Here is a 19,177-nt window from a genome sequence, read left to right on the forward strand (position 1 = left end):
CAACTGTTTTACACAAAAAAGATGGCCAGAGCAAAGACTGCTAGCAAACTAATGACGATTGCTTCAAAGAAGTAGTTCTTCTTTGTCTCCGGTGCCTTAAACTCACCTGTTAAGCGAAAGTGTGAATCATTGATATTATTTATCACGTACTGAATCTTTCCTAGGGGTGTAAGCCCTGTGAAGTCATAAAGAACTTCCCTATTTTCACAAATGGCCGTATATGGAACGCCACGCACTCCAAATTGATCTGCAATCTCAGGACTCTCCATGGTATTTACTTCATAAACATTTACTTCTGGGTTATTTTCATTTAGGGCCTCAAAGACAGGTGCCATTGATTTACATGGGCCACAGGTATCAGAATAAAACTTAATAACGAAAACGCCTCTTTCACTAGATACGACAGATTCAAAGTTTTCATTATTTATTCTTTTTATATTCATAAAAGCACCACCCTGATAAATTCAATCTTACTATAACCATTCACATTAAAATTTACAACAAACTTAATTGGATATAACAATTTGTATTCAGGTGGCGTCTACCTTCTATTTACAGTAGAATAGTATTTTTAACCTACATAAAGAAAAGGCATATATTATGAGAGGGACTTTCTTCTTAAAACCATTAGAGTTGAATTTAGAACTTGCTGGCGAGAGCTGGCCCCAGGGCGAGCAGATAAACGGAGATCTTACGATTAAGGCCCATGGTGAAGCCGATCTATCAAAAATAGGCATCCACCTGTGTGAAGTGAATATAAAGAAGTTTAAGGCCAAGGACGAAGCGGCATTTAAAGTTATTGAAACAGTTGAAGCAAGCGGTGAGCAGACAAGCTTTAGTTTTAAACTAGCTGATAACTGCCTAATTACTGAGAAGGCCACTTCCCTTTATGTTATCTGTGGAGATATTGATACACCATATGAGTGTGGACATCTTCAGCTTGATATCCTTCCAAATAAGAATATTTTGAGCTTCATTGAAATCTTTGAAAATTTTCTTAAATTCAAATTTAAGCCTCTTAAAAATAAGGCCGGAATGATTCAAGCAAAAATCACTCCACCTGACATCAAAGACTGGACAAGTATTCAGGCCATGAATCTTGGAATGTCTTGTGTTGATAATATTCTTTCACTCGATTTCGCTTTTAAAGTGAAGAAGATGTCATACGAAGGCGGCGCTGTGGAGACGAAAGAAGTTAAGATTAACAATAAAGTTGAATTTAAACCTAAGGATTACATCCTTTTTGAAAGTACACTAAATCAAGATTTCATTACTGGAGAGTTAAACAAAGTTCTTGATGAGGTAAGGTTTAAGCCGGTTATTTAATAAATGAAATATGGCCACTGACGTGGCCCTTTTTTATTTCGAAGAAACCTTCATACAGTTCTTACTTTCATAATTCTTTTTAACGGCTATAATCTGACCTCTAACACTAGCAAGTTCAAAGGCTTCAACGCCATCGCCTTTTCCTATGCCTCCAAACATGAGTGCTTGGCTATAGCTATCATCAACCCTTCTTCGTTGAGCATCAACAAGAACCTTCTCATGCTGCTTTAATCCGCCATACTCACTTACAAGCATCTTGCAATCAAAGTTTGCGTATTTTTGTGGTGAAACATAACTTGCTTTTACATGCTCTGGTTCAGTCGACATATTTGCACAGCTTGTAAGCAGAAAAAATAGAACGATCTTTTTCATAACTCTCCCTATTGAATTCTTTTGTTTTATATCGGTGTAAAGTCACCAATTAGTGAACGATTTCAAAACCTTAAGAATTATTCGAGAATTACTTGGTAAGCATACGAATTTATTATTTTGTGATTTGTACCCTTGCTTACTCTTTACATAGTTCAACTAACTATAGAGAATTAGAACAACACAATTACACAAGATTTATGAGACAATTACTATTACCTATTTTAATATCACTACTTATTCAGCAAGCTCTTTACGCATGTGAAATAAGTGTAGAAAACTTTAGCTTCGACTATGTCGAAGATATTTCACTTACTAGTGATGAATGTCGCCTTATTAATAATAGAGTCATTCAGCTAAAGCAGGAATTTCAAATAACAAATAAAGCCCAAAAACAAAATCAAGAAAAGTATATCAGTAACACTGAAACCATCAGCCTTCAGATTCAACAACTTCGAATTAATGGCCAGGTTTACGGACAAGTCTTGATCGGTAAGTTTTTACTCTAGGGCGCCCCTTTTAACTAAATAAGCTTCTTATCATACGCAACCTTTAGACTGCGCTCGACTAGATTGTTCACAACCTCACCAGACGGGTTAATTTGAAACGGCATAGCGAAAGCGAAGAACAGCTGAAAATAAGTTTCGAGTCCGTCGGCAACACTAAAGCGATCAATTTCATTTCCCTTAGCATCTTCAACGATTGTAGTGGCCCTAAGCCATGTGGTTTCCTTAGCCGGTATAACTGTTAAAGTCATAGCAGATAAGAATGAAGCAGGACCGGCTTCTTGATAGACCTCTATTGTGATCTTAAGCCTGCGACTTTCCTTTCTATTCTTACAACTTTTTAAACTACAGATTTCAAAGTCCTTAAGCTCGACCGGATTAAGTCCTAGCGAAACACCAAGAGGCATCGAACTACGTTTCCCATCAGCATTGCCATTATAATAGCGTGGGATGACCAAAATCTTTGCATAGCGACTCTTATCGCGTTTATAGCGGGCCTCATTTTCAGCGCTCAGCTTCTTTGTTGCACAAGATAGTGATGAAAATAATATGATTAAAAGTAGCAGCTTAGACTTCATTTCTTTGTCCCTTTTTCTTATATTCATCCATGTCAGTTATGATCGTATCAATTAAAACCTTCTTGTAGAGTTTAAACTCTGGACCTTCATAGATTTTGATAATTTTCTCTATGTCTTCATCTTTGATATTTTTGATGACAAGAAAGTAATATGGTAACGAAATTTCTCTTGAAACCTTCATCATGCTAGAGAAGTTGATCTTTAGAAATGTTTTTGTTTCGTATTTAGGAATTTTGTCGGTCATTCTTTTTAAAACTTCATCGGCAACACTAAAAGAAAGCTCTAGTTCAAGAATTTTTTTGGCATATGCAATTTTCTTCTTGTTTGCTTTTTGGTCATATTTCTTGAAGCTGTTAACAATCTCATTCGTATTCACGCTATTATAGAAGTTTCGTTTATGATCATAATTCTTCCAAGCGGGGTAATCACTTAGCTTATAAGCGAAACTATAAGTCTCATCCCTTTTCGTTTTTGACTTGAGATTTTGCTTATACTTTGCATATAATTTATCGGCATCCAAAGTACTATAATATAAATAGGCCGGATTATTTTTAAGCTCGGGGTATTTTGATACAGGGATTTGAGAATACTGATATTTCACATTGGCCAACATTCTAAAATATTCAATAGAAAAAGATCGATAAGCTGTTACATTGATAAGTCTTTCGTGATCTAAAACTTCAAGTGGCCTACGAGACGGATTTGAGCATGAGCTAAGTCCTAAGATAATAATCGCAACAAATACAAATAATCTTGTATATTTCAAGAACTCCCCCTTAAGAAAACAATAACTTAATCTTAACCTCGTTTAGAGCTCTAGAGTATCAATTCATAATGATAATAGGACTGCTTTAGCTTCTTTTAAAGTTACCAAGCTAAGTAACTGGAATATTTTATTGGCCTTAAATCTTGTAATACAGGAGAGTTATCTTTGATTGCTTCTAAAGCGGAAAAAGGTGCCAATTTTCTAAGTTTCGCTCATGGGATAAGCCCAATCTTTCGCTCTAGACTTCTGTCATGTTGAAAAAACTTAACTTGGCTACGATAGAAGTCCACCACAGTTTTCTCCATTTCTGGATACACACTCTCCGCTAAGAAGCTTTCTAACTCTTGGGACTTGATCTGCATATCAGGCTTGTCTTGCACATACTTAAAGAGAATTGCGTCTTTGCCTTTCTTGTAGCTAAAATCAAACTTAATATTTTCTGCTGGCTGCAAACTCTTATTACCATCCATGTGAAGTCTAAGTAGGATTGAAAAAATCCAATAACCATTTTCAGCAAGCTTTACGGCCCCGTGAGGTGTATAGGAGACGTCCTCATCAATAGGTGAAAAATATTCTCCTTCATCTTCTTCACTAAACTGAATGGTTGGAACGAGCTTAATAAGATCGTACTCACTCTCTGCAATACCCAAATGACTTTTAAAACCTTTAAACAAAGTTGCTGCAAAATTTGAGGCATCATCATGGGTTTTAAAGAAGAGCTCTCGAGATTTCTTATATTCGCTACATAGATCCAAGTATGACATGAAGGGTTTATCGGGATCGTTTAAACATCTAAGTACTTAAATATTCTTAAAAAAGTGTAAAGCTTACACACTTTTTGAAAACGTCACCTGATGTAAATGAGAGAAATTCAGCTATCGATTATCTTGTCCTCACAGAAAAACAATCAAACAAAACATGATTATAAAAACGAGGAGAAAAACATGAGAAAATTATTATTAGCACTTGCACTAGTATCAACACTTTCAGCATCTGTTTCAGCTAATTGTGTAGGAATTTATGAAAATACAACAATCCAGCACAATGAGAAAGCTTCTAAGAATGTCTTAGCAGTTATGGGCAGTGAGTATAAAGATATGTTCGAATTTCTATTGGCAAGTGGAGATGCATACTCAATTATTGTATCGCCACTTGCTGCAGTATTGGTATCACCAATTGTTCTTTACAAGTCGATTCATTACAAAGGAACTTATAAGTTCTATAAGAGATTTGTATCAACAATGAATGAAAATAGTGAAGATCATAAGAAAGATTTTAAAAAGTTTAAACGCTCAGTTGCAAAACGTTTTAAAATTTCGAATGAAGAATTCCTTGATGTATTAAAGGATCTAAATGACAGCAGGTCACTTTGTGAAGGGTATAAGAGAAATACAGTTTTAACAGAAGAAGGTATCGCTTACTTAGAGTCAAGAGGCTATAAGACATTTCTTCAAGCAGCTTTAAACGGAAAAAGAGATCCTGTAACATTTAGAGAGTTACAATCAAATCCAAGATACTTCACAGTTGTTTATGGCGGAGTAATTGATGCATATGATTTTAAAAAGATCGTAAGAGCAGAAATTGAAGCTCGCGGTTACGAAAAATAATTAATAAATTAAAGGCCTCGACTTCAGTTCGAGGCTTCTTCGTCTTCTTGTTTATCTAGATAATTCACAATATTTGCAATTTCATTAATCTTTTCTTTACGACGCTTATTATACAAAAAAGTCATACGCGGGTCTGAGTGCCTCGCATACGTTGCCTGATCCTCAAGGCTTGCTCCGCAAAAGAAAAACAACCTAACCTACTAATTTTACGTCCATCTTAAATTAAGTTTGTTTCACTTAATCTTTTACCATATTATGGAATTGTTAACACAATAGCTGACCGAGAAGGGACATTATTTATACAATGAGAAACAAAAATATTACAGAGAAATCATTCTTAACAAATTACTACAACATAAAAATCACTAATCTATCTCTCCTTAATGATTTTAAACTACATTTAAAATTTGAAGATCAAGTGAAGGTAGTAAACAAATTAAGAACTAATGACTTTAGATTCTTACTAAGTGAAATATCACTGTTGACAAACAATAAACCAAGAACTCTTCTTACTCTCCCTGTCACGACGCCTGTAACATCAACCTCTACTAGACAGCTGGCCTACCTTATTCATGGTATATTGCACCAAAGTGAAACGATCAAGAAGTTCAATAAAAGTAGACTCAAAATTGAAAGCGACATTAGCTTTGGAGAGTTTGAAGAAGCATTTAAAGAGTGCGAGAAAGTTGTAAAAAAATTTGGATTAAGTTTTTGGGTAATTGAAAAATTATACTTAATTTCAAAGCACTGCAGAGAATCAAAGAGACTATATAAGCAAATAGAAAAAAGTGTTAGCTCACAACAAATACTTCTGCTAGATGTTGCACTTGTTATCATGAGAACAACTAAACAAAAGAAAAGTAACTACAAGGCTCTAATAGAAGACTTTGAGAGCAGCATAGAAATAATAGGGCAAAAAACTAGCAAGCAGAACCAAGCGCTTGCACACAGCGTGCTACAATTATACTTCTTTCCTTATCGATTTTCTTCTGAAGTAGACCTCAATCAGGCACTTCACATGTCAGAAGCATTAACACTGATAGATAGATTTGTAATTACGCAAAAAGTTTACAAACAGATCCTAACAAGCAAGGAAAGGAACTTTCTAAGTTCTTTGATTAACAATGAAACATTCAAAGAAACATACAGTGCTTCATCTCCAAACCTTCTCGCTACACAGCATGATCTGAATAAATTTACTTCAATAATAGACTCTAATATGGAAGTAGAAATAATAAAAAATGCATTAAATAAAATATCCAAAAAGAACAATAGCTTGTCTTTTATAGAATACGAAGCTCTTCTGCTAAACTGGAACCTTTTGAAAGAAAAAGAAAGAGGCGTAGCGTCAAGCTTGTTTTTTTTCCAACAGCTAGACAAGCTTCTTGAAAGAGAATCCAAAAGATTAACATTATTCCTTCGTCTTGATCAACTGTACTTCATGTTCAATAATTTTGAACAATCTCATATTGTAAACTCTTTAATTGAGTCTATTATATTTCCAGACAACTCTGATAACATCTACAATATTATCATCTCAAATGAGGAAACTCTGTTCCTTGAAAATTTTTATGGTGTATCTAACTACTACCTGCATCCTATCTTGCTAAAACAACTACAAGCAAAAACAACAGATAGAGATTCTCCATGGTCAAACTACAAAAGGAATGAACTTCTATACTCTACAAAAGATTACTCACGAATAATATTACAATGGAAAGAAAATATTCTAAACCATACACAAAACACTATTTACCTTGAAAAGCTGCACAGTATTTATTTCTGGTCACTTCTTGCTGCAGAAGAAATGAGAGGTCTAGTCATTTTCATACTTAGCCTTTATGCAAAATACAATGATAGATTCGACTATTACCCAATTGACAAAGTAATAAACATATTTATTGAAAAAGGACTAAAGTATAAGCACGAAGATATATCAGTCATGATTCTGTATTATATAGTATGTGAAGAAGGTAACATTAACTTTAACAGTTACACAATGTATACATTCTGGGATAATTTTATGAATGTAAATCACCTACCTTCCCCGGAAGAAATAGTTAAGACACCACTCCTCTACCTCGACAACAAAGATTACCTGAAAATATATTTTAAAAAGATCTGTATCTTTGATGTGATAAACAGGTCTTTATTATACAATAGCGACGAGGAAGTTTTTGATCTGAGAACAAGAATTCTTCAAATACTATTTAAAATAGACCCCGATGATCTAGACAGTCACAAAGAAGAAATTTCTATCCTCGCACTATCAAAAGTTCGCTCTAAATTAAAAAGAGAAATAAATGACGGAAGAATTTATGCCGACATTAAAAACTTGTCCAGAGAGCTTGAGACTTATATTAATTACAATTATTCTTCATTTGTAGACCCACATTCTCCAACAATGTCAGCATCAATTCTGTTTCTTACTGAGTTTGAGCACTCCAGGTCAAAAGGAACCTTTATGAAGGAGATATATGCTGAACTGGATAGGTACTTTATATTTTCATTAATCTTTGACCACATCAGAAGCGTCTACATAAATAGCGAGATGTCAGGTTTGAATAACTACATAGGAACCAGAATAAGACATAATATATTAAGTGGTGAAGTTCGGGCCCCTCTAAAAAAACACAAAGTAATAATAGATAAGGTAGATGGACATTACCCGACACAAGAGAATATCGATAAGGCCCTTGTAAAAATGTCAAAATCAAACAAGAGCTTATTTTATAAAACTCTTCATAACCTTTACGATCAGATACAATTAACGATAGATAATTTTACTGACAAGATACTACGTGTCCAAACAGCAAAGAATAAATCAGGTTTAGTTCGCCTCAACTTTACCGATACAGAAAAAAAAGAATTAATGGAAGATCTTGTACAAAACACAAATGATCAAAACTCTTTTCTAAAAAAGTCGTTAAGCTATCTAGTAAAAAAAACAGAAGAAGACTTACAGGATATAAGAAATTACTATTCAGAAGAGTTCGTAAAATCATTAACCCAGATATACAAGCAGATAATGAATCATGTCACAAAGCATTTAGCAATTGAGTACAGTAATCAAATCGAAACAATTTTTCTACATGCTGAAACAAGTTTTAAACAAAGACTTGAGGACATAGAAAGCTGGTTTTACTTTCAAGGCAACAATCCTGCATCAATTTACAAACTAGATGAAATTGTAGAATACGTGATAACAGAAGAAATAATGATTAATCCAGATTTGAAAATTGAATTAATAAAAAATTACGTTACGCCTATTAATAATGTATCACTAAACAGTGAAGAAGCTAAAGCGGTAAATTACATATTTGAGAACTTAATAAGTAACTTTATTAGACACGGACAGACTGAGGATGGTGTTAAAAGAGCGATTTTCTCTACAAGAAGATCTGGTAATTCAATAATATTTGAATTCTCAAACAAGAGTAACGAATCGGAAGACAAAAAAGAAATAATATGCAAAGTAAAGAGTGATATTGCTAACAATAATTTTGACACCGAAAATAAAAACACAGGAATAAAGCGAATTATAAGAATTCTAATTGGGACATTTAACATAGATATAAAAAACATAAATTTTGGTTTAAGTGAAAATTGTTTTACATTTTCCTTAGCTGTAAACGAGGAGCGTCTTTATGAATATTTTAGTAATCGAAGATGATGGGAAAAAAGGTGCCGATATTTATAGTTTTTTAAAAAATCTAAAGTACATAAAAAACATTAATATAAAGAAGTCAGTAAAAGAAGGTTTACGTGAGGTAGTTAAAAACGATAGCAAAATTGATTTCATGATTCTAGATATGACATTGCCAATGAATGATATTAAGAAGCACAACAAGAATGTTGATCTATTACACTTTGCTGGTGAAGAAGTATTGAAAGAGTTAAAGAGGTATGACAAAGAGTTGCCATTTATCATCTTCACTGCTTTTAAATATTTTGGCGAAGAGAGTAATGAGATGACGACTCTGGAAAACCTAATTCTTCGCATTAAAAAACAAAATACACATACATTTCAAGATGTAATTCACTATAAAAGCGGGAATGAAGACTGGAAAAAGAAAATAAGTAAAACGTTGAGCAGATGGAGAAAAAATAATGAAAACAAAAGTATTAATAATTGATGATAGTTTAGATAAAATTGAAACAGTTGAGACTTCTATCATTGCGTCTTATGGTGATAAGGTTACTATTGATAAAGCAAGATCATCTAATGCAGCTAGAGAGAAACTTAGAAAAAATAAATACAGTATGGCAATAATAGATTTATGCATTCCCGTAAGAGACAGTGGAGCTCCCATTAATAATGAAGGAGTAAACTTACTTCATGAAATCCTAAGAGACAACTGTATACACAAGCCTGATCATATCTTTGGATTAACATCGTTCACTGATCTCTTTGAGCAATATACTGCCGAGTTTGATAGAAACTTAATTACACTACTTGAGTATTCAAATTCAAATCAAGAATGGATCAGTAAAATACGTTTAAAACTTGATGAAATTATTGATAACTCTCTACCATTATGGAAGAAGCACTGGGGAAAAGCGGTAGCAACAATCGGACTTGTCAGCTCAATTTTAGGAATCATTGATTATTTCAATAAAAGCTAAACTTCTTACAATGGTAAAATACCATTATGAAAATATATATTTAAAAATGCGAATAACTGATGAAACAAATATCAACGTAGATATGCTAAGAACCCAACAGGATACTTTAATAATGTACAAGTTTTAAGAATTTCTCTTCTAGGGTCATGTACGAAAGAATAATTTATACAGCAATACCTAATGCGTTAGATATATATTTCTATCTCTACTCGCAAGAGCGTTCTTCATTAGCAATATCTGCCTCACCTATGTAATTCACAATATTTGCAATTTCATTAATCTTTTCTTTTCGACGCTTATTATACAAAAAAGTCATACGCGGGTCTGAGTGCCTCGCATACGTTGCCTGATCCTCAAGGCTTGCTCCGTTCTCATAGAGATTACCAATGCCTGTAGCACGTGATGAGTGCGGAGATATCTTATGCTTAATCCCAGCAAGCTTTGCGTATTTTTGAAAGATCTGATCGATGGTATTTCGATTAAGAGGTTTAAGTTCCTGAGACTTACGGCCAGAGGTAAATAAAGGCTCATTTTCAAGAAATTCACGGCGAGCGCTAAAGACTTCCATATAGTGTTTAATGTCACTGAAGGTTTCATCAGAGATGTAGACCTTTTGTTTCTTGCCACCCTTACTTCGTACATGAAGGTAATTGCCAATATTATCACTAGCAAAGTCCCCTACTTTAAGCGCAATTAATTCCGACTTTCTCAGTAAAGTATAGAACATCACACGTAGAATCGTATAGTGAAGGACACCACTTAGATTATAGCTACCATCGCGGTTGTTTTGATTAACACTCTCAAAGAGGTCCATAACTTCAGGTGCACTAAGATCATTGGTTTTAACTTCCATGACAACTTTAGGGCGAAAGACTCCAGTTGCTGGATTCTTATAGCAAAGCTCTTTTTCAACTAAGAAGTCAAAGAAGCGCTTTATGGACGACAGATGTCTTGCCACCGTGGCATCTTTTAGTTCTTCGTTTTTTAGAAGATGGTCTCGGTAGGCCGAGATATGCCTCTGGGAAACATCAGATAGGCTTGAAAAGGTCTCAAATCCTTTTAGAAACGTTAGAAACTTCTTAAGGTCTCGTCTATAGGCATCTCTAGTATGAGCAGAATTAGACTTGGTTAGGAAGTCCTCAAAGATATCGTTAATTTTTGCATTCGATCTAGCAGGCCTTATGGCCCTTGACCTAGAATAGCTTACTCCAACCATTACTGAAACGATCCTTCAACAACTGTATGCTTATAACTCTTAGACCATGACTCGAGTGCTTCTAGAAGGTTTTCCTTAGGCGAGATAACCCATGTATTAATTTGGGCCAATTCTTTCTTTGTAAAGGCCTCTAAAAGGTCATCTTCATCAAACATATATTCGAAGTGAAGTCTCTTAAAAATATGGCGTCCTTTAAGCACACGCTCTTGGTAGTGCTGGGCCTGTGAGATACGGCCATGTTTCTTATTAGAGATTAAAAGCTCTGTATCATCAATGATAAGATCAAAAAGGTTTCTAAGCTTTGTAAGGAGTCTCTTCTTACGAATAAGCTCCTTATCATATTGCTCAACTAATGCCTTTAGAATTGTCCCAAGTCCTGGTTTCTTTCTTGTAATCTTTGAGGCCACAAGATCGTAGGCCCAAGAAATATACTTAGACTTAATCATGAGAGTCTTATGGATAACTTCATCATTATTATGCTTTTGGGCACATTCACTCTGATTGCTTCCACTAGATAGAACAATCATATCGTATTCATCATATGTCGGTTTTGTATTATCGATTAAAGGTGTCGATGCTTGAGACGTCCTTCCAGACAGAGATCTAAGCTGTTTCATAAGCGCTCCTTGCTTATTTTAATTTTATCATTCACATGGGTCATATATCAATTTTTCCCCACGTCGATTTTTATTTTTTTATATCTAGGCATAACTCCAATTATGCCTAGATATATTACATGTTACTTTAAACCAAGAAACATGTCATGTTTTTGAGATCAAAATTTGTCACGGTAAATATTTTTAAGCGACATTAAAATTATAGCAATAGACACTATTGTTACGATGCAATCTTGTCTTTAGTCGATTTAGTTAGTGCTTTTCTTTTTTTCTTCCTTCTTTTTCTACGCCTTTCTTTTTCGGCCATGATCCTTTTGTGTCTTTTATGTAACACTAGAATTAAAAGTAAAACGCAAATCAAAGAAAATTCTTTTTTGTAATGTAAAATAATATTTATTACCAAATTTAGATTTTGATTATCACCATCACCGAGAACTGATGCGATATTTCGTCTTTGCTTTTCTTGCTCTATACGTTCTGGAGTAAACATAGCAAATCGATCACGATATTGTTGTGTAAGACTTTTTTGCGCATCAGATTTTGATAGCTTTGATAGTGTACCTAGTACATTATTTCCATATTGAATTGCGGCTTTATCAAAGCTCATGAAGGCATAGTTATAAACAACACTTAGAATAAAGTTTACTGACTCGTAATCCTCCTTAACTTCCTTAACTTTAAAGAGCATTTTCATTTTTTTGTAGAAAACCGAGATTTCTTCTTTTTGATTATTTTTAGCGAAGTAATGAGCAGCAGTGGCCATCAAATATGTTTGATAAACAGGATCATTCTCTTCTGGATTCATCTCTTGTGAAAACTCTAATAACTCCTTATCCTTCTTTAGAGCTATTAAAGTATCTACCATCTGTTTATTAAAAGCATTTACATAGTAAGTATATTCAGGGTTCTTGAAAGCGAGGTTTAAATTCTCATATGCCTCATTATATCTTTTAAGTTTATTTAATGACTTGATCAGGCCAAGGTATGCTTTACCAGTTTGCCTAATTTTCAAGCTTTTTTTGTACTGAGTAATTGCCAATTCATACTTCTTCTCTCTTCTTAGATGCGCTCCATAGTCAATGTGAGCATAAGTATACGCATCAACTCCATATCCGTTCTGTTTTATCTCATAGGCCTTCTTTCCCCACTTTATAGCATTTTCAAAGTCCTTTTCATCAGCATAGCTATACTTCATACTTATAGCGCATCTCTGGTAGTTGGGTCTTAGGCTTAAACATTGTTTAAGCTTCTCTCTAGCAAGTTCAAACTTTTTCAAGTAAACGTAATTAATACCAATATCACTATAGGCTTTATAAAGCTTTTCATATCGAACTTCATCGACAATGCTCTTTTCGAAGTAGTCAATCGACTTCTGATAATCCTTCTTATCCTTATAAATCTTTCCGATGAGTGCATAGAACTTATTCCTATCTTTCGGATACTTTTCAATCATCTGTTTAGCAACAGGTATCATATCTGCTTTTGGTGTTAAACGATGTGTTAACCAAATCTTCTCAACAATTGCATCAGTATAATCAGGATCAATCTTAATGGCCTTGCTAATAAGGGCGTCGGCATATCTAATTTTTGCTACATCAGCTGGCCCTCGAACAACAGAAAATGATTCATTTATTTTAGCTGCATGATAAAAGGCCTCCTTATTATTTGGATCATCATTTATGATACCCATTAACAATTCTAATTCCTTAAACCCACCACCATCTTTTTCAGCTATTTTACTTTTAACGTATTTTAAACGTTCATCGACATTCATTTTTGCAACTTCAACGAGATCACTTTTTTTAATTTCTCTATTCATTGATGTAAACTTGGCAATATCTCCAAAGAAGCAATTATCTATTTCAGTATTAAGCTTATTGTGTTCTTCACTTTTAATATCAGCTCTGCTGATCACATTTTTTTTAACTGTATAACTTTCAAAAAGACTAAGAGTATTGTTTTTATAATTAATCTTGCTTTCGTAATCGATCCATTTCGATCTAATTAAACAGTTAGACTTGTTGAATTCTCCGAGTTTTGCATTATTTATTGTAATATTTCTTTCAAATGAAATTTTTGGCCCAAGATACCGTGCAAAACTATGCTTACTCCAAAATGCCTTAGATAATGTCGTCAGTGGCTTCGCTTCCTTAGTGCTAACAGGGACACCATCCTTATCACTATCAGTTAACACATCTTTATATGAAAAACTTGCTTCTACATCTTTATTGAAACTATACTTATCGACATCTAGGCCTTTAAAATCAATCTCATTTACTGTATCGATATCACGCATAATACCGACAAGAAATTTATTCACCAAAGTGTCTCCACCTTGTTTTTTTATCTCACTAAGTAGAAGTTTATTTGAACCAGTAAACTTAACTTTTCCATTTACAGCAAAGTTTAGGTCATCAAAAAGGTCGTAGTTCTTATCAATACTAATAAGATTATCCTTGCCATTAATCTCAGGAATACTGTGAATAACATCTTTTTTGTCCCAAAGAACTAGTGCTTTTCTATCTGCGATATCATCACGAATAGATAGGCCGAAAGAGCTAGGGTTAGTTGGATCAACCCAATAAGATTGACCTTTATGCTTTATGTGAACTATTGCATGGTTAAATGCACTACTTCTTGGAAGAGTCATGTCTATATATTCACTGTGACCGCTGGCACCACGCTTTACAAAAGCTGTATGTGCTTCGTAACCTAATTCTCGTAATATTTTAATGACACTAATTGAGAAGTCTTTACAGTCACCGTAGCCAGAAGAAGCGATATCTTTGAGTGATCGTGGTACATATCCACTCCCAATAGCACGCCAATCACCAATGTAATTGAATTTCTTAGCAATTTCGGCAAGAATATAATCAACTTGTTTTTCCAGTCCATTAATCTTACTTGCGTTATCCTTTATTAATTTTAGATTTTTTGGTAACTCATCTTTTAAACGATCCTCATACTTTTTATAATAAATTTGAGAATACTTAGACCAATTATCAATAGAGCTTAAGACCACCCAATGAACATCCTTATATTCCATTATTGCACCATACTCGTTAACTGGAACTGTAAGTAATGGTTTCAACTGAACAATCTTTACTTTGTAGATCCCGTCTAATTCAGTCGTTTCAACTAATACAGAGTCTGAAGGATCATTTTCTTTAATGTGAATGGGAACCTGTGAGCTTATTTCAACAACTGAGTTTTGTTCTAATATATTCATTCCATAGGTAAATACATTATCGAAAAAGTTACGAGGAATTTTTGTTTGTTTTGTATAAACAACCTTTAGCTTTGAATTCACCTGAAGATTAGGAATAGGAATAGCATAGTAGAAATTAGAATTTAGGCCATCATTTGATTGTGATGCAGGTGTTCTTTGTGCCTTAGAGAGGTCTACTGAAACCTCTTTGCCCTTGTTCGTAACAGTTATAGAATGAACATCAAGATTTACACTTAGTTTATTATATGGAAGTTTAAATATTTTAAAATTTTCGATCCCATGAGTATTTAAGATCTCATAAACAAGAGTATGTTTCTCTTTTTGATGACCTGAGCTTTTAATATTGTAATCTGAGTGACTATCAAGGATCTGATAACTTAAATCTTTTTTTATGGCATATCTAGCAAATGAGCTAAACCCAAAACATGATATAAATACAATAATAATTATATAAACCCTGAATTTCAAACCGTCACCTCTCTGTAATTACTACTACTTATCGGTGAAACAACAATAATTATTAAAAATATTTTATATTTAGGGAAACAATAGAATAACTAGATAAGTTCATGATTTTAGCGACACTCACCATAAATAAGATACTTGCTAAAGGCCGCATACTTTTCTCCCATAGCTAAGCAGCGATCAACTGCAACTGGACAAGACATGGGTATTTGGTCCATGGCCTTCTTGATATTTTTACGCATAAATTTCGATGTATAGGAATTACAATTTATCCCTTCATCCATTCCTTCATCAACAAAATCGGCCATATCGATATCACGAGTTGCTTTAAATTTCCCGTCTATACATTTTATCACACCGGTTCCAGTGAGGTCTTCATTAGTAAGAGGATCAATTCCTTTACCAAAGAGTTTCTGATAAAAGCGCATCCCTTGAAAGTTAGCGACAAGATCACCATTTGAAACAATACCATTAAAGAATCCTCCCCACATGATATTTTCTGCATTCTTACCATAGTGAATTATCTCTTTAATTGATAGGCCATGTTCTAACTTTCGATAATAGAGGTAGCCGACATTAAATAGATGGCTAAATTTGTCACTTCCAACTAGAGCATCATTTACTTTTAGTAATGGAGAGTAAGGAGTTAGATTCAAAATTGGTTTATAGATAAGTGGAATATAGCGAAAGATGGACTCACTCTTTTTTGTCTTTACCAGATATTCTTTTCCAATTCTTCCCTTGTCGATATAGCGTTGAAGTGGAGCGCTGACAAAGAAACCTTTAAAACTTGCAACTAATTTCTTTTTAACTTTTCGACGTATTGTATATTCGCTACATGATTGTCCAAATATCTCATCCGCATGATTTGCTTCAGCAACCGCCGATCTAATTTTTCCAGTAACGTACTTATTAACTTCATCTAAAGCATCATCCTTAACAAGGGCCTTATCACGATGTGTGAAGCTATCAACTTCCAAGGCATACGAACTAAAATTGAAACAAATAATTACAATAAGAAATTTCATGAAACGATGCTAGCCCACTGGTAACAATCAAAATATTTAAAAAATCTTAATTTTCTAACTGCGTATATTATTAAATGTCCTTGCCCTCTGTCGTAACTGAAAGTACTCCTGACTCAAAAGGATCATTTATATTAATAAAGTAATAGCATTTTGAATTATCTATCATAAAACCATTAGGTGTTTTAGAAGACATTTGCATACGCCAACCTCTAGCAAGAATTGGTACATCCACCTTTATCAGCGCACCTTTAGTGTCATAGTAGAAATTAACCATAGTCATTTTTAAAAAAGATGGGTCATCTCTAAGCTCACTACCGTGTAAGATATTAAATGTATAAACCATACCAGAAGATTGCTTGGCCTTTAGCACATAGGCATGCTCAGGTATTGCAAAGTAATAAAAAGCTCGCTCAAAATCCTTGATACACATATCTTGTTGGCCAAAACGATTTTCAATCATACCAAGGTTATCTCGGGCCTCAATTCCCCTATCACGCCAATTCTGATCGAGGCGTTCATAATCACTTAGTTCCTCTGAACTAGGCTTTCGCTCATCATCTTTCTTATTACTAGAACAAGAGAAAGCCGAGACTAAGATAAAGCAAATTATAAATATAAGGAGAGTGAGATACTTAATCATAAGAAGCTCATCGGGCATAAGTGTATTTAAACAACCATCAAAGTACTTTTTTAAGAATATTTAACTTATGAAATAGGCCCTTAAAGCTATCGGTATTCCTACTAGGTTCCGCTCGTTGCTTAGAAGCTAGGCCTTGTTCAAAACAAAACTGATTATTGATCTTTGCCGCAACACCAATTTTTCCAATCTTCTTTTGTAAGAAAGTCTTTGAGGTATTTTTTGGATATTGAATTTCATCCCAAGATTTCTTTAACGGCATAAGTTTGTAAATATCTAACTGAAATTCTTTTTGCGTGTACATTAACTCTCTATAGAAACAGCGTAAAATCTTGACTGACATGATATTACTTTGCTTATCATCGCTAGTGTATAGGTTCTCAATTGCGGCAACAACTTTATGAAGTGAATCGGTCATCGTTTTCTTAGCTTCAGCAGAAATTTGTAATGTTGATATGGCCTTATTAAGATCAGCAATTGGCCTTAGTGCATATCCGTCAAAGAGACTCTTATCAAGTAATTGAGAATCAACATATTCTTTATACTTTCCAAAGCCAATGGCCGCGATAATTGTCGTGACAAATATTAGTATTAAAATTACCAGAATCTTCTTTTGTGACATTAGTAAAAATCATCCTCTTTTAAGCTATTTCGTATTTCCTGTAGCTCAAGAGTGTGTCCTGTCCCGAGACCGAGGTGATCATTTAAGTAGAGATCATCAATCACAATACTTAACGAATCTTTAACACTAGATGCATAATAGTCGTTATACATATCAGTATCTTTCATTCTCTTGTTTAAATTATCCTTTATCGCAGATATATTATTTTTAAGTAGCTCTAAGGTTTTTACAGGATCTTGCTTAATATAGGCTTCATGAAATACTGAAGCAACAATTCGAGCTGAAGGGTAGGCCGCATAATCAGCAGAACTCTCTGCTTCAATTTTATCAATCAGTTCATTGGCCATTTCATTATCATACATTTTTGGCCCCCAATCAGAGACAATTAAAGTCGATAAGTGCAATCCTATCGGATTAAAATATTCACCTTGAGCACGAGCAAGAAGCGCTTGTGCTTCAATGCTTCCTGGATTTTCCTTTATATAGTTTATAGTGGCACGCATTCCATTACTTGATAGATAAGCATGTTTTGAATAATCTAAGAAATCTCTTACATAACGAACATCACCTTCATTATTATAATCTCCCCGACATACTCGACAAGCAGCTTCAACTCGTGCCTTTTCATCGTCACTATTATAAGACAAGCAACAGTCCTCACAAGCGTAAGAAAACTCAAATCCCTCGCCATGAGAATAGCCTAGGTTATGAAGTTGCTCATGGAAGAGAGTTTTTCTAAGTTCATTTCTTTCTGCATCACCTTCAGGAGTAAACTCTAGAGATGTGGGTTGACCAGGATTGATGGCCATATAAGGGTGTTTAACTTTCCCACCATATGCGTCCTGTGTTTTGTCTGAAACAGAAGCATAGGCCAGAGTTCCTTCCCAGTACTTCATGTCATCGGCACGATCTGTACACATTACAGTAACTTCATTTTTACTTAGAAGTTGTTCTAAATCATATGCAAGGCGAGTTGAACCCACGGGATTTTTAATATCTTTTCCTAGCTCCTTTAAACATGCAATACCGTCATGAATAGAGCTCTTTAAGAAGTTTGGAAAATCCTGTCCCCATTTAGAAAGACAAGCATTTTCAATGCGATAACCAAAATCAGTAGGTAGGAATCCATCATCAAAGCTTGCACTGACTTTATTAACAAGAGCAGATAGCTCGCCAATTACAGACTTCGATTGTGGTAAATGGCATTCTTGTTTCTGAATTAAGCTTTGGGTGTTTTTGTATTTTATTTCAAAGACGCCATCAAAATCCTTATCAACCTCAATTGTTGCCTGAAATTGAGAATCATTTAGTTTTCGATAACTAACCCTACGATCAATTTTCCCATCACCGTTGGTATCTTGTAATGTTTGTTTGTATATCTCTTTTAGGTTGAACTTCGTGATAAACTCAAATTTTCCATCGCCATTTCGATCTTCTTGAATTTCAACAATTTTCTTTCCAAGACTTATTTCGATGCGATCGATCTTACCATCTTTATTGATATCAATTTTCTTATGGCGTAATTTTTGAGCTGCATAAGTATTAAAAAATAAGGAAAGGACTATAATAAATCTCATTCCTAAAT

The 19,177-nt window shown here is 34.2% G+C and carries 18 protein-coding genes; 6 read left to right on the forward strand and 12 right to left on the reverse strand.

The genetic code is table 11. The features are described 5' to 3' along the window. Positions 1-8: 8 nt before the first annotated feature. Positions 9-443 (reverse strand): thioredoxin family protein, encoded by a 435-nt coding sequence (locus tag ACMAYS_RS01560; protein ID WP_412462606.1) that lies wholly within the window; start codon positions 441-443, stop codon positions 9-11. A gap of 157 nt (positions 444-600) precedes the next feature. Here ACMAYS_RS01560 and ACMAYS_RS01565 point away from each other — a divergent pair, with 157 nt between their 5' ends. After that, on the forward strand, positions 601-1,326 hold the full coding sequence (locus ACMAYS_RS01565) for a hypothetical protein (RefSeq protein ID WP_412462607.1): 726 nt from the start codon (positions 601-603) through the stop codon (positions 1,324-1,326). 33 nt (positions 1,327-1,359) lie between these two features. Here ACMAYS_RS01565 and ACMAYS_RS01570 read toward each other — a convergent pair whose 3' ends face one another. Beyond that, a complete protein-coding gene (locus ACMAYS_RS01570) occupies positions 1,360-1,698 on the reverse strand; it encodes a hypothetical protein (protein ID WP_392991941.1) in 339 nt (112 codons plus the stop codon). A 197-nt stretch (positions 1,699-1,895) separates the two neighbouring features. On the opposite strand from ACMAYS_RS01570, the gene ACMAYS_RS01575 reads away from it, so the two are divergent. Further along, the gene (locus ACMAYS_RS01575; RefSeq protein ID WP_412462608.1) at positions 1,896-2,204 is read left to right on the forward strand and encodes a hypothetical protein; all 309 of its coding nucleotides are present in this window, start codon (positions 1,896-1,898) and stop codon (positions 2,202-2,204) included. A 14-nt stretch (positions 2,205-2,218) separates the two neighbouring features. Here the strand turns inward: ACMAYS_RS01575 and ACMAYS_RS01580 are convergent, their stop codons facing one another. The 3 genes from ACMAYS_RS01580 to ACMAYS_RS01590 form a co-directional block, all read right to left on the reverse strand. Beyond that, positions 2,219-2,779, reverse strand: a complete 561-nt coding sequence (locus ACMAYS_RS01580; protein ID WP_412462609.1) for a hypothetical protein — start codon at positions 2,777-2,779, stop codon at positions 2,219-2,221. Then, positions 2,769-3,545 (reverse strand): hypothetical protein, encoded by a 777-nt coding sequence (locus tag ACMAYS_RS01585; protein WP_412462610.1) that lies wholly within the window; start codon positions 3,543-3,545, stop codon positions 2,769-2,771. Before ACMAYS_RS01585 ends, ACMAYS_RS01580 begins: the two co-directional genes overlap by 11 nt. 212 nt (positions 3,546-3,757) lie before the next feature. Continuing rightward, positions 3,758-4,309, reverse strand: coding sequence for a hypothetical protein (locus tag ACMAYS_RS01590; RefSeq protein WP_103217236.1), 552 nt, complete (start codon positions 4,307-4,309; stop codon positions 3,758-3,760). Between the two features lie 180 nt (positions 4,310-4,489). On the opposite strand from ACMAYS_RS01590, the gene ACMAYS_RS01595 reads away from it, so the two are divergent. The 4 genes from ACMAYS_RS01595 (at position 4,490) to ACMAYS_RS01610 (ending at position 9,778) form a co-directional block, all read left to right on the forward strand. Next, a complete protein-coding gene (locus tag ACMAYS_RS01595) occupies positions 4,490-5,152 on the forward strand; it encodes a hypothetical protein (protein WP_412462611.1) in 663 nt (220 codons plus the stop codon). Between the two features lie 304 nt (positions 5,153-5,456). Beyond that, positions 5,457-8,825 (forward strand): hypothetical protein, encoded by a 3,369-nt coding sequence (locus ACMAYS_RS01600; protein WP_412462612.1) that lies wholly within the window; start codon positions 5,457-5,459, stop codon positions 8,823-8,825. Beyond that, positions 8,800-9,288 (forward strand): hypothetical protein, encoded by a 489-nt coding sequence (locus ACMAYS_RS01605; protein WP_412462613.1) that lies wholly within the window; start codon positions 8,800-8,802, stop codon positions 9,286-9,288. Before ACMAYS_RS01600 ends, ACMAYS_RS01605 begins: the two co-directional genes overlap by 26 nt. Continuing rightward, positions 9,263-9,778, forward strand: a complete 516-nt coding sequence (locus ACMAYS_RS01610; RefSeq protein WP_412462614.1) for a hypothetical protein — start codon at positions 9,263-9,265, stop codon at positions 9,776-9,778. The genes ACMAYS_RS01605 and ACMAYS_RS01610 overlap by 26 nt, the downstream gene beginning before the upstream one ends. 205 nt (positions 9,779-9,983) lie before the next feature. Here the strand turns inward: ACMAYS_RS01610 and ACMAYS_RS01615 are convergent, their stop codons facing one another. From ACMAYS_RS01615 to ACMAYS_RS01645, 7 genes are all read right to left on the reverse strand, one after another. Further along, a complete protein-coding gene (locus ACMAYS_RS01615) occupies positions 9,984-10,994 on the reverse strand; it encodes a tyrosine-type recombinase/integrase (RefSeq protein ID WP_412462615.1) in 1,011 nt (336 codons plus the stop codon). Further along, positions 10,994-11,611 carry a hypothetical protein gene (locus tag ACMAYS_RS01620; protein ID WP_412462616.1) on the reverse strand — a complete coding sequence of 206 codons (618 nt, stop codon included), beginning with the start codon at positions 11,609-11,611 and terminating at the stop codon, positions 10,994-10,996. Before ACMAYS_RS01620 ends, ACMAYS_RS01615 begins: the two co-directional genes overlap by 1 nt. Positions 11,612-11,831: 220 nt before the next feature. Continuing rightward, positions 11,832-15,308, reverse strand: coding sequence for a DUF3857 domain-containing protein (locus tag ACMAYS_RS01625; protein ID WP_412462617.1), 3,477 nt, complete (start codon positions 15,306-15,308; stop codon positions 11,832-11,834). A 107-nt stretch (positions 15,309-15,415) separates the two neighbouring features. Beyond that, complete coding sequence (locus tag ACMAYS_RS01630; protein ID WP_412462618.1) at positions 15,416-16,333, reverse strand: hypothetical protein; 918 nt, start codon at positions 16,331-16,333, stop codon at positions 15,416-15,418. Positions 16,334-16,403: 70 nt separating this feature from the next. Continuing rightward, complete coding sequence (locus ACMAYS_RS01635; RefSeq protein ID WP_103217242.1) at positions 16,404-16,973, reverse strand: hypothetical protein; 570 nt, start codon at positions 16,971-16,973, stop codon at positions 16,404-16,406. A gap of 37 nt (positions 16,974-17,010) precedes the next feature. Further along, positions 17,011-17,592 carry a hypothetical protein gene (locus ACMAYS_RS01640; protein ID WP_412462619.1) on the reverse strand — a complete coding sequence of 194 codons (582 nt, stop codon included), beginning with the start codon at positions 17,590-17,592 and terminating at the stop codon, positions 17,011-17,013. Then, a complete protein-coding gene (locus ACMAYS_RS01645) occupies positions 17,592-19,169 on the reverse strand; it encodes a hypothetical protein (RefSeq protein ID WP_412462620.1) in 1,578 nt (525 codons plus the stop codon). The genes ACMAYS_RS01640 and ACMAYS_RS01645 overlap by 1 nt, the downstream gene beginning before the upstream one ends. Positions 19,170-19,177 lie beyond the last annotated feature (8 nt).

Source organism: Halobacteriovorax sp. RT-2-6 (assembly GCF_047085025.1).
GTDB lineage: Bacteria > Bdellovibrionota > Bacteriovoracia > Bacteriovoracales > Bacteriovoracaceae > Halobacteriovorax_A.